Below are 12,545 nucleotides of genomic sequence, written 5' to 3'. Positions count from 1 at the left end.
GACCGTAATATGCTACTGGCCTGCTATAGCCATAAACACATATCTTATCGCATTCGGACTATTATAAGAAAGGCTATACTAGTATAGGTAATTCAACAATGTATCCAATACCCGCCACTATCAATGCAGTTGCAATACCACCTACAGCAATCATTTTTGCTTGCCTTTTTTTCTTACATTCCATTTCTCTCTTATGTTTTTCTTCTTCTGCTTTCTTTAAAGCAGCAGCCTCTTCCTGATGTTTTTTTTCCTCTGCCTCCTTTGCAGCATTTTCCTTAGGCTTCTCTTCTTCTGCTTTCTCCAAGACAGCAATCACCTCTTTGTCTGTAGCAAACATACTGGGAATGGAATTATTATTATCTAGTGCTAAAGGACTAGCTCCTTTATTTAACAGGCACCTCACTGCATTTATATGATTATTAGTAGCAGCAAAATGCAGCGGTGTTGAGCCAAGTTTAGAACATGAGTGAATATATGCTCCTTGCTCCAGTAGTAATTCTATTATTTCCGTATTACCGCTGTTAGCGGCACAATGCAGAGCAGTGTGTCTACCACCATCGCGTGTACTAACCTCTGCACCTTTCTCCAGTAGACGTCTTACTGTTTTTACTAAGCCTTTATGAGCAGCAATATTTAACGCAGTAGTATAATACCTAGAAGCATGGGTAATCTCTTGCCGTATTTCAAATAAATGATCTATGTGAAAATTAAGTCTTTTCCACTGATTGTATGTATCTTGGTTACATACGAGCAGCTTTTGCTTAATTTCTTCAATTATGTCACTTTCTTTTGATTCTTGCTCTATTTCTTGGAATATGGCATCAATTTCTTGCTCTTTTATACTCATAAGCTCTCCAACAACTATTTGCTATAAGTTATTTTATAGATAAAACAAAAACAAGTCAAGATTTTTACGTAATAGTTTCACAATCATTTACCGTTCTTGCAAGTGATAGCACTCTCACTTCTTTTGCACCGGAGTTTAAAATTTCCTGAGAGCAAGATCTTACAGTTGCTCCGGTTGTTACCACATCATCAACTAATATCACGATTTTATTTTTGATAATTTTCTTGTTGCTTATTTTAAAAGCCTTCTTTAAGTTTTTTTCACGCTGTTTAAGTGAAAGACCAGCTTGAGGCACAGTATGGCGAAGGCGTTTTATTGCAAATGGCGTATAGGATAAATTGGACAACTTACTCAACTCTTTTGCAAGCAACGCTGCTTGATTATATTTACGTTTAAACAAGCGCATTTTATGTAACGGTATAGGAATTATGACCTCTGCGTTCTGAAATGTATCCTGATTAGCTTGGTGTATCCACTTTGCATAGATTTTTACGTAATTCAAATTATCAAAAAATTTGAAATTTATAATCATGTTTCTACTATGTTGATCATAAGCAAAAACTGATCTTAATACTTTAAACGGTGGAGGATTGATGATGCACTTACCACACGTATAAGTATTGTCTGAGATTACTACGCCACAAACATTGCAGTAATGCTTAGTTAGAAAATTGATTTTTTTGTTGCATTCACTACACAGATTAAGATTTTCATCAATGATACATTCGCAACTTACGCATACGCTTGGAAATATGAGATTTGTAGCTTTTTTTAGCAAGAGAAGGTTCACAACTCATTAAATATATTATAAAATAATTTATATAGTATAGCTAAAGTAACTTAAGCTTACACTCTTTCACTTTTTATTTCATTTCAATATAGTTCAAACTGAGCCACTGCTGAGTGCTGTAGCTAGTGCAAGTCAGGTTTTCCTACGTCATACCGCCGCGGTATCTCTAGATCCCGCTAACAAGCAGCGGGATGACGAATTTGTCGTTTATCAAATCGTCGGTAAACCTAAGTCACTTTAGTTATAGTATCAAACATAAAGGTTGCAATATTATGTTGGCTGCTAAAATAGCACCAAGTGCACACAATGAATACACTTTCTCTGCCCTGTGACCCACGTTTATCATTATCTTGATAATACTTGTTATAATTGTCTTTACTCTCAACTCCACAAATTACATCTTTCACAGGTCCTAGCACATTATCAACGTAACGTACAGATTTATAGAAACTATTTTCTGGAACTAGTGTGTTATCTTCTGCTTTCTTAGCAGGTACAACTCCATATTCAACGTACCTTCTAAAGTATCGATATACTGACATTCTTATCTCCAAATCATAAATATGCAACCTAGCCTAATATAATTAAGAAATAGTTTATAATAAATACGTTTTAAGATACCTGCCTGTAACACTTTCTGGAATTTTTGCCACTTCTCCTGGAGTTCCAGTAGCAATCACTTCTCCGCCTTTTATTCCGCCCTCTGGTCCGATGTCTATTATATAATCTGCAGTTTTTATAACGTGCAAATTGTGCTCGATAACTATAACAGTGTTTCCCAGATCGACTAATCTATGGAGTATTTTTAGTAAGTTATTTATATCTTCAAAGTGTAATCCAGTTGTTGGCTCATCAAGAATATACAATGTTCTTCCGGTAAATCGTTTTGATAGCTCCTTGGACAGCTTTATTCGTTGTGCTTCACCCCCAGACAGCGTTGTTGACGACTGTCCGAGTTTTATATAGCCAAGCCCCACTTCCTGCAAAGAAATCAACTTTTCTTTTACCATTGGAAGGTTTTCAAAAAAATCACAAGCTTGATCTATCGTCATATCAAGGACATCAGAGATTGATTTTTCTTTATAAGTAACTTCCAATGTTTCCCGATTATACCTTCGCCCTTTACACTGCTCACACTTCACATAAACGTCCGGTAGAAAATGCATCTCTATCTTTAAGTGCCCATCACCTTTACAAGCCTCACACCTTCCCCCTCTGGTATTAAATGAAAACCGGCCTATATTATATCCCCTTGCTTTTGACTCCGAAAGACCTGCAAACCAATTTCTTATATGAGTGAACATACCAACATATGTTGCTGGATTTGACGCAGGAGTTCTACCAATTGGCGACTGATCAACTTCTATAACTTTATCTATATATTCAAGGCCTTCTATTCTATCACACTGACCATACCTTGCAGACGAATGATGTATCTTATGTGCTGAATATTTATATAACGTTTCTATGACTAAACTTGATTTTCCCCCTCCTGATATTCCAGTAACACAAATAAGATTCCCTATAGGAAATTTAACGTTCACATTTTTTAAGTTATTTTCACATGCATTTATTACTTTTATGAACTGAGTTGCTTGCTTTCTTCTCCTTGGAATTAAAATTTTTTTCTCTCCACTCAAATATTGCCCTGTTATGCTCCCCGAATTTCTTTGCACCTGGTCTGGTGTTCCTTCTGCAACAACTTTTCCACCATTTACGCCAGCTCCAGGACCAATATCAATCGCATAATCAGCAGCCATTATTGTATCTTCATCATGCTCAACAACGATTACAGTGTTACCCGTGTCTCTCAAGTTTTTCAGTGTAGCAATTAACCGATCATTATCGCATTGATGAAGGCCTATCGAGGGTTCATCAAGCACGTACAGCACTCCTGTTAAACCAGAGCCAATTTGTGAAGCAAGTCTGATCCTCTGACTCTCGCCGCCAGAGAGAGTGCTAGATTCTCGATCAAGCGTTAGGTAATTCAACCCTACATTCTTTAAAAATGTTAGCCTCTTGATTATTTCACTTAGTATTTTATTTGAGATTTGCTTCTGTTGTTCTGTGAGCTTGTCTGGCAAATTTTCAAACCACTTAAGGGATTCATCGATACTAAGCCCTGATATTTCACCTATATGTTTGCTATCAATTTTTACTGTAAGCGCTTCTTTTCTCAATCTATAGCCAGTGCATTCTCTGCAGTGAGTAACAGAGCAATATCGCTCAACAAGCGTTTCATCATAATCCATCTGGTTTTCTAAGATACTGACCAAACCTTGAAATTTACCGAAGCCAAAGAGTATCATATCTTTTACTTCTTGATCTATGTTCTTCCACGGAACATCAAGGCTAAATTTACAATTTTCAGCCAGTGATAGAATTGCACTTTTTAAAAATCTATAACCTGTGTGCACTTGACGGAACATTGATCCCACTGGCTTTAAAGCGCCTTCAGATATTGAAAGAGTTTCATCTGGCACTATCAGCTTCACACCAATAGCCAGCTTTTTACCAAGCCCGTTACACGAACCACATGCACCGTAAGGGCTGTTAAAAGAAAATAATCTTGGTTCTATTTCCTCAAGAGTGAAACCAGACTCGGGGCATGCAAAATTCTCTGAAAAAGTCAGAATTTGACCATTTTTATACTCGGAATTATGGTTGTCAGGTAGGTTTACTATTTCTACATACATTAGACCATTACCAAGTTTTAGTGCGGATTCTATACTACTTGGCAGTCGATTTCCTATATCGCCCAATATTGATATTCTATCTGCAACCACAAAAACGTCGTGTTTCTTGTTCTTATCGAGTTTAGGCAAGTCATCTACATTGTACACTTCACCATCTATTTTGAACCTTACGTAACCTTGTCTCTTAATTTCCAATATCTCTTTAAGATGTTCTCCCTTTCTACCACGCACAACAGGGGCAAGTATATATATCTTAGTTTCCAAAGGTAACGCAATTATAGTATCTACAATTTGAGACACCGTTTGTTTTGTTATTGGTAATCCAGTTGCAGGTGAATAAGGAACTCCTATTCGTGCATATACTAAGCGCAAGTAATCGTAAATTTCGGTAACAGTTCCAACTGTTGACCTTGGATTTTTTGAGATCGATTTCTGGTTGATAGATATTGCAGGAGAGAGACCTGTAATCGACTCAACATCTGGTTTATCCTGAATGTTGAGAAATTGACGCGCGTAAGCTGACAGGCTTTCAACGTACCGGCGTTGGCCTTCTGCATAAATCGTATCAAATGCAAGGCTAGACTTGCCAGAACCACTTAGCCCAGTTATGACAACTAGCTTATTTTTCGGTATATTGACGTCTACACCTTGCAGATTATGTTCCCTTGCGCCCTTAACTCTGATAAAATCGTCCATATTATACCATATAGCGTATTAACCATTATAGCCTCAAAATACGTGAATTTATAGTGATATATTGATTTTCTATTGATTTTTTCAACTGTTACGGAAAATTAAGCAGCGTTTGATAAATCGTCATTCCGCTACTTGTTAGCGGCTGAGATACCGCGACGGTATGACGGTTAAGTAGGCCAGTGCCCCTATGATGTCATCCCAGTGTCAAGCACATAGCTGTACGAACGTTGTAGTTTAGGAGCAATTCCCACCAGTGGGCCAGTGCCCAGACACTGGTTCTATGCAACTTAATTAAAAACGTTTGTTTTAGCGTAAGACAACTACCTTTAGCTCATCAGCCCAGTTATAAGCAAAATTTCTGGATTCTAGACTGGAATGACACCATTTGCTGTGCAATTTACCTTCAAAAATGAATGTTCGTACAGCTATGTGTCAAGCACTGGGATGACACCATTCTTTTTTCTGGATTCCAGACTGGAATGACACCCCCCTGATAGGCTCAAATCATAATGTTTGTACAGTTGTGGGTTTAGGCCACCTATAAATTCTAAACTGTTGCTACGCACCAAATACACCCCTAGGACCCAAAGTCAGTTTAGCTATATCAGAAAACAGGTTACGTGGAAATCTTAAAATACTTCTTGTTTGCCAAGCAAAATAAATACATTCCTACAAACAAACAGATGCTCAATACTGACGCATAAGAAAACTTAAAAATTAAGTCTCTAGTATATACTGGTAGGCATTTACCTGCAGAAAATTTGTATAGTAATCCAACACATACAACGGCACTATCAACCACTGATGCTATAATTAAAGTAATGAAATTTGCCATATGAAAATTCAACTTGGACTTCAATTTTTCAAAAATAATTATGCTTGAGAGAAGAGAGACTAAAATTGCAGTATATGAAATCAATATCATCAAACTAAAACTTTGCCATTTAAAAACACAACATAGCACTGTACACACTATTAAACTGTACGTAGCTTTACTTTTGCCATAAAATTCAACTATTGAATTTACAACTAAAGCAGCTCCCACAAATAAGGCAGCACATATCATCAATTTATTTGAAGTGTTGAGTAAAGAAAGACTGATAAACAGGAGTATCGATAAAATAGACATAATTACCTACCCAAAATTAATAACATACATTCATTCTAAATAAACATTACATATAGTAAAAGAGTTATTTAGCATAATAAGAAAAATATTTTATATTAGCATGCCACATCTTTCAGATCTACTTTTAAAACATCCTTTATGTTTAGCACCTTTTTCTCTGTTACTTTGCCAATACATGAATAAACTGCACCTTCAAATAATTCTTCAAACCTCTTCTGATTGTGTGGTGCAATAGTAACCAAAATTCTACTTTGCGATTCAGAAAACATTATTATCTTGTTTATTATGTCTGTATTTTGTATTTTTCCTATTGGCACTAGTGAAAGATCGATTTCAGCACCAAGGTCTCCTGCAATTAGCGATTTTGCCAGAGCAATAACTAATCCGCCTAAGTTTGGTGCAATTGCAGAGGCAATTATGCCATCTTTTATTGCCTGGTTGTAACGCTCATACAACTTCCTAGCGCTCTTTGCATCAACTTTTGGTACGTTGTTATTACCTATTCCACCATATAACTGATATTCAGATCTACCAAGTTCATCAAGTGTTTCTCCAAGCACATATATCAAGTCCCCTGGCATTTTTACATCAAGCGATACCGCATTTTCAATATTTTCTATAATTCCAATTGCTGAGATGAGTAATGAAGGTGGTGCAGAGATTATCACTTTCTCGCCATTTTCATCATATCCCTTGAAGTCATTGAACATACTGTCTTTTCCGGATATGAATGGTGTTTTAAATGCAGTTGCAAAGTCGTAACAAGCCTCTGCAGCTCTCTTTAGCTGCCATAGCCTTTCTGGATTATAAGCATCACACCAGCAAAAATTGTCGAGCAACGCTAGATGATTTATATTTCCTCCTGCGGCTACATAGTTGCGTATCGCGGTGTCAATTGCACATGCTGCCATGTGGTAGGTGTCAATTTCTCCATAACTTGAGCCAAATCCTTGCGATTTTACAACACCTTTATTTGAAGAAAGAACAGGCCTTGAGACAATAGCTTCGCTGCACATTCTTCCCTTGCCTTGCAGTGGTTTTAACACTGACGATCCTTGAACCTCATGATCATATTGCACCACTATGAACTCTTTGCTGCAAATGTTTGGTCTGCTCAGCATTTCTTTTAGTTCAGTTTCTTGGCTTGATGTCATGCAAGTAGCTGACACGCAAAGGGTGTCATGCAAGTAGCTGACACTGGAATCCATTTCACATTCAATTCCACCATTAGATGAGTTTTGGCGTAAAATGTTTGCAGGCTTTACCTGCTGGATCCCAGTGTCAAGCACTGGGATGACAGGAAAGGATACAGCAGACTCCTTAGACCACGGCTTTGTCTGTAAATGCACTTTAGGATTACCATCATGCAGAAATTCAGTTCCGATATCCATTATTACTTTCCCTTTAGGACATTTAACAACAGCTTTACCACTCCCATTGAACTCTCCAATCACACAAACCTCCACATCATGTTTTTTCATGATTTGCTTAAACATAGGGAGATTTTCTTCTGGCACTGCTAAGGTCATTCTCTCTTGTGATTCTGATATCCATATTTCCCACGGAGCCATACCATCGTTTTTAAGGAGAACCTTGCTCAAATCAACTTCAAATCCGTCTTTTCCCATTTCACCAATAGATGATGATAGACCGCCTGCTCCATTATCCGTTATTGCATTATAAAGATCAAGATCTCTTGCTTCCAAGGCGGCGTTGGATAATTTTTTTTGTGTTATAGGGTCACCAATTTGCACAATTGTTGAAGGGCTGTTTCCCGACAAAGCCTCTGAGGAAAACGTTGCACCGTGAATTCCGTCCCTTCCAACTCTTCCGCCAATAATTACGATTTTATCGCCGTTTTTAGGCCCTTTGATGTGTGAAGGTGCGTTATTTATGTTGCGTGGAATAATTCCGACACTGCCAACAAAGACTAACGGCTTTCCACAAAATCTATCGTCAAAATATACCGATCCAAGTTGTGTTGGAATACCAGAGCAATTACCAGCAACATTAACACCGTGAATCACTTCTTTCATTATATATTTTGGCGGTAAGATCTCATCAGTGCGCTCTTTATCCCTATAAAACTTGCCTTTTGCTCCTTTGGCAAAGCAAAAGTAATAGGTATTCATTATAGGCTCTGCGCCTTTACCGAAACCAACTATATCACGATTTACTCCAAGCACTCCAGTCATTGCTCCACCAAATGGATCAAGAGCTGAAGGGCTATTGTGAGTTTCAACTTTATCTACGATTAAGTAATCGTCATCAAAAATTATTCCTCCGGCATTGTCGGAGAAAACTGACACGCATATGTCAGAATTTATCTCACGCGTTGCACGCTTAATGTAATGTGCATATAAGCCATCTTTTATTTCATCAATAGGAGAGCAGAAAATGTTGTGCTTACAATGTTCAGACCAAGTTTGTGCTAGGGACTCAAGTTCAATATCATATGGATTTCTATTAAGTTTTTTAAAGTAATCCTTTATAGCTCTCATTGCTGCCAGCGAGAGCCCTAAAGTGCCGTTACCATCGATTCCATCTCTGCTGATTTTCTCAAGTTCTTGGTCACTTACATTTAAATCAACAGATTTAGCTCCATTACTACTTGATATCACTCCAGTGCTTTCTCCTGTCATTCCAGCTTTTTTTTCTGTCATCCCAGTGCCCTCTCTTGTCATCCCAGTGCTCCGACACTGGGATCCATTTTCTTTTTCCTGGTCACGCGCTGGAATGACACAGGGGTGGGTATCTCCAGCTCTCCCTTCTGTCATTCCTGTTTCCCCCCCTGTCATTCCAGTGCTTGACACTGGAATCCAGTTTTCATTATACAATTGCTTGAAATTTTCTGGATCCCAGTGTCTGGGCACTGGGATGACACCAGGTGGGGTATTCGATTTACCATAATATTTCCAGCTATAGTTTTTACAGATAAGCGTGCAATACTCAGTGATAGGATTGAATTCTTGTTTTATATCATCTTCAGTTGGCAAATTCCCTTGACTTAGAATCAATTTTGAACTTCTTGTTTTGATATAAACATTTTCATCAATGTAGTCCTTGTTTATTAAATATTCTCTAACAATTTGTTTCGCTGTGTTGCCTACATTGTCGGTCATGCCAGGTAAAAAGCTTATCTCCAAGCCCCACTCAGCTTGTGGTTCTATGAAGTCATATTGAACTTCTTCAAGGTTTTCGTTGTAGGAATAATAACGGCAGTCTTGTATGACTTTATTATAAAATAGCCCACAAATTTCTTCATATAATTTTGCTGGTAATTCTTTGTGTATATAAATCAAGTAAACGTTGACTAACCATCTGCAGCCAACTTGCTCACATTTATTTAAAACTTCTATTCTGATGTTTGTCATGTAATGTTATAAAAGATTTTAATATATAATAGCATACAAGCACGTTTATATTTTGAATAATTTCTATACAATAAAAGTATTGTATTAATTGTTACTGTTAGTGGGAAGAGTTTTTACCGTTAATGTGGATGAATCCCTTTTCGATGTGCTGGTTCAGCATATATTTTCTGAATATGAAAGAGAAAAAATCCCTGAAGTAAAGATCATACTTCCTTGCAAGAGGGATGTGATAGCGCTGCTGAGTGCATTCAAGAATTATAACGCTAAAAAATGCATAATTTTGCCAGAGATAGTTTCGCTAGAGAACATCGATGAGGAAGATTTAATATTAAATCTTGATAGAGTCAAAGTTATCAAGCCAACAAAAAGGACGCTGCTACTCATTCAATTCATATTGGAGTGGAATAGAAAAAATAATGATAATTTTCCAATTGATTTAGCTTATAGCCTGCCATCATTGCTTGATAAAATTCAGTATACCCAAATGGCAGAGTTCGATGAACATTCAAAAAAAATAGAAAGTTTCATAAATTTACTTATTGAAACATGGAATAAAATTTTAAAAGATTTAGGAGTAGTAGATATATTAGAACATAAGAGTGATTACATAAACAGTATGATAACCTCTTTACAAAAAGACCAATATATAATCTTTGTTGGAATTGGAAAGGATAAGTCGTTAATTAAGGCTATATATGATCTGCCATTTGGAAAAATAATTTTGCCTAACCTGAATTTGAAAATTAAAGAGAAAGACTGGAAATTGCTTGATAAAAAACACTATCAATATTACCTGAAAGATCTACTCGATTATTTAAAAGTGGATAGAAGGGATGTTAGTTTTCTGCCAGAAGCGTGTTCTGGTGTCATCCCAGTGCCCAGACACTGGGATCCAGAAAACTTAACTTTAAATGAACGCACCAGGTGGCTGTATAATGAAAACTGGATCCCAGTGTCAGCTACTTGGATGACAGAAGAAAGGGCTGGAATAACAGGAAGTCCTGAGGAATATCTAGATTACGTCTTTGATACAACTGCCGATCTAAGCAAAGTTAGTAGTGGACATGTTGGCAATATTGAAGTCATCACTTGTGATTCCAGAGAGGAAGAAGCACAAGTGACATCATTAATTATAGAAAATGAAGGTTATGAAAACATTTCTTTGGTCGTCTTTGATAAATTACTTGCAGCTCGTATAGCATGTTTATCAAGGCAACACAGTGCCATACCGGAAAATTACCCTTATATAACGCTTCTGCTTTATAGTATCGAAGTTTTGACCTCAAATTGGAGCAGTGTGTCATTACTTTCGCTCCTTAAACATAGGCTAGTGACTTTTGGTTACACTCAAGAAGAGTACACTCGGATTTTATCTGAATTTGAAATAGAGGTATTACGCAACTTTAGTACAAATGGCCTGAGCGATATTATAAATGCTATCAATGCCCATAAAAAGCTAAAATACAAAGAAGATATATTACTTATTATCAGTAAGTTAGAGGTTATATTTAATCCTTTACTTCGCTCTATAAATTGCTCTATTTTCGATGTGGTAGCAACTCATTTGCAGTGTATTAATATATTATCTGGTATAAATTTTTCAGAGCTAAATAGTGAAATAGGTAATTTTACCTGTAATTTTTCAAATGCATGTGAGGGTGTAGAAATTAAATGCTCCTTAGAGTTATATAGCCAAATTCTGACCTTATTTTTAGAGAAAGAGTTTTTCTCTGTAGCAAGTGACTTGAATAAATTCAGCTTATATCACAACAAAGTTGTGATACTTGCTGGATTTAATGAAGCGCCAAGCTTTCAAAGTCCGCTTTTGAATGCACTTACGAGAGAAAAATTTAATCTTCCTTCTGCGCAAGAAGAGCAGGGGTATTTTTTTTATACTTTACACGATTTGTTTTGTGCAAGTAAGGTTTATATTACAAGATCGCTAAGCCATAGAAAACCAATGCTATTGCAGCGTTTGGAAATTCTGTTGCAGGGGTCAAAATATCCTTATCGCGATTGGCTAAGGATATTAAATACGCCTGAATGTACTGTTCCATGTACTCAGCCTATGCCAAAACCTCAAACCGAAGTTAGAAAAGAAAAAATGCAGGTGATGTCTTGCAGTGCAATAGAAAAGCTAATTCGTAATCCTTATTCATTTTACGTTGAGTATATACTGGGCCTTAAACAATTAAGGGACTTGAATTTTAAGCCATCGATATTGGAATTTGGCACTATGGTACACAACATTCTTGCAAGATATTTGCGCAACAAAAAATCTCCAATGAGCATTGCACGAGAAGCATTCTCGACTAGTCAGTTTAATTTTTCAAATATGTGGTGGGTAAGACTACAAAAGATAATTCAATCTTTTGTCGAATTTGATGAAACTCGAAGCAATTATGTTGAGTTGGAAAAGAACTTTTCCTGTCCGATATTTCATATTCCAGCGTGTGACACTGGTTCTTGTGATCAGTATGAAACTGCTTGGATGACAAATAAGCCACAAGAAATTTCACTGACAGCAAGATGTGATAGAGTTGAGTATCTATCAAGTGGGCAAGTAGCAATTATAGACTATAAACTTGGTTCACCACCTTCCAATGAAGAAGTGATGTCGGGGTTTTTTCCGCAATTAATTTTACAAGCCTTAGCGGTAGAACATATAACAAAAAGAGAAGTCTCAGAACTTGCTTATTGGAAACTTGATTATGATAAAATAAAAGTTATTTCTATACAAAATTATAGATACAAAATGCAAGAATTAAAAAATGATCTGCCTGGTTTTTTATCTAACTATTTAAGTAATTCCACACCCTTTATTGCCTCTCCATATTTTGATAAATTCCTGAGATTTAACAGCTATAAACAGCTAGAAAGGGTAGGAGAGTGGTTGTAAATGGTGTCATCCGAGTACCTGACACTGGTTTCTATCCAAAAGGGTGTCATGCCAGTGCGTGACACTTGTATCTTTATGATGTGAGGCATTAGAGCTAAAATACCTCAAAGGGAG

7 protein-coding genes are annotated in these 12,545 nt (G+C 36.8%); 1 reads left to right on the top strand and 6 read right to left on the bottom strand.

Features of this window, described 5'->3' with window-relative positions:
• Window positions 1-73: 73 nt before the first annotated feature.
• The 6 genes from OZD61_RS02540 to OZD61_RS02515 form a co-directional block, all read right to left on the bottom strand.
• The gene (locus OZD61_RS02540; RefSeq protein ID WP_274979733.1) at window positions 74-847 is read right to left on the bottom strand and encodes an ankyrin repeat domain-containing protein; all 774 of its coding nucleotides are present in this window, start codon (window positions 845-847) and stop codon (window positions 74-76) included.
• Window positions 848-911: 64 nt separating this feature from the next.
• Entirely contained in the window at window positions 912-1,637 is a 726-nt protein-coding gene (locus OZD61_RS02535) for a ComF family protein (protein WP_274979732.1), read from the bottom strand.
• 227 nt (window positions 1,638-1,864) lie between these two features.
• Window positions 1,865-2,179 (bottom strand): hypothetical protein, encoded by a 315-nt coding sequence (locus tag OZD61_RS02530; protein ID WP_010082388.1) that lies wholly within the window; start codon window positions 2,177-2,179, stop codon window positions 1,865-1,867.
• Between the two features lie 54 nt (window positions 2,180-2,233).
• A complete protein-coding gene (uvrA, locus tag OZD61_RS02525; RefSeq protein ID WP_274979731.1) occupies window positions 2,234-5,029 on the bottom strand; it encodes an excinuclease ABC subunit UvrA in 2,796 nt (931 codons plus the stop codon).
• A 616-nt stretch (window positions 5,030-5,645) separates the two neighbouring features.
• Window positions 5,646-6,158, bottom strand: coding sequence for a hypothetical protein (locus OZD61_RS02520; protein ID WP_274979730.1), 513 nt, complete (start codon window positions 6,156-6,158; stop codon window positions 5,646-5,648).
• A gap of 95 nt (window positions 6,159-6,253) precedes the next feature.
• Window positions 6,254-9,532, bottom strand: a complete 3,279-nt coding sequence (locus OZD61_RS02515; RefSeq protein WP_274979729.1) for an AIR synthase-related protein — start codon at window positions 9,530-9,532, stop codon at window positions 6,254-6,256.
• 100 nt (window positions 9,533-9,632) lie between these two features.
• Between OZD61_RS02515 and OZD61_RS02510 the strand changes: the two genes are divergently transcribed.
• Window positions 9,633-12,431: a WPE palindromic element domain-containing protein gene (locus tag OZD61_RS02510; RefSeq protein WP_274979728.1), complete on the top strand. Its 2,799-nt coding sequence runs from the start codon at window positions 9,633-9,635 to the stop codon at window positions 12,429-12,431.
• The last annotated feature ends 114 nt before the right edge of the window (window positions 12,432-12,545 follow it).

The organism is Wolbachia endosymbiont of Drosophila bocki (genome assembly GCF_028982005.1).
In the GTDB taxonomy this organism is placed as follows: domain Bacteria; phylum Pseudomonadota; class Alphaproteobacteria; order Rickettsiales; family Anaplasmataceae; genus Wolbachia; species Wolbachia pipientis.
The sequence above is the reverse complement of the archived record's forward strand: the minus strand, read 5'-3'. Positions and strand labels throughout refer to the sequence as shown.

Bases quoted from the DNA above. Each gene is read 5' to 3' on its own strand.
- OZD61_RS02540 (WP_274979733.1), bottom strand. From the start codon at position 847: ATGAGTATAAAAGAGCAAGAAATTGATGCCATATTCCAAGAAATAGAG.
- OZD61_RS02530 (WP_010082388.1), bottom strand. From the start codon at position 2,179: ATGTCAGTATATCGATACTTTAGAAGGTACGTTGAATATGGAGTTGTA.
- uvrA (WP_274979731.1), bottom strand. From the start codon at position 5,029: ATGGACGATTTTATCAGAGTTAAGGGCGCAAGGGAACATAATCTGCAA.
- OZD61_RS02520 (WP_274979730.1), bottom strand. From the start codon at position 6,158: ATGTCTATTTTATCGATACTCCTGTTTATCAGTCTTTCTTTACTCAAC.
- OZD61_RS02515 (WP_274979729.1), bottom strand. From the start codon at position 9,532: ATGACAAACATCAGAATAGAAGTTTTAAATAAATGTGAGCAAGTTGGC.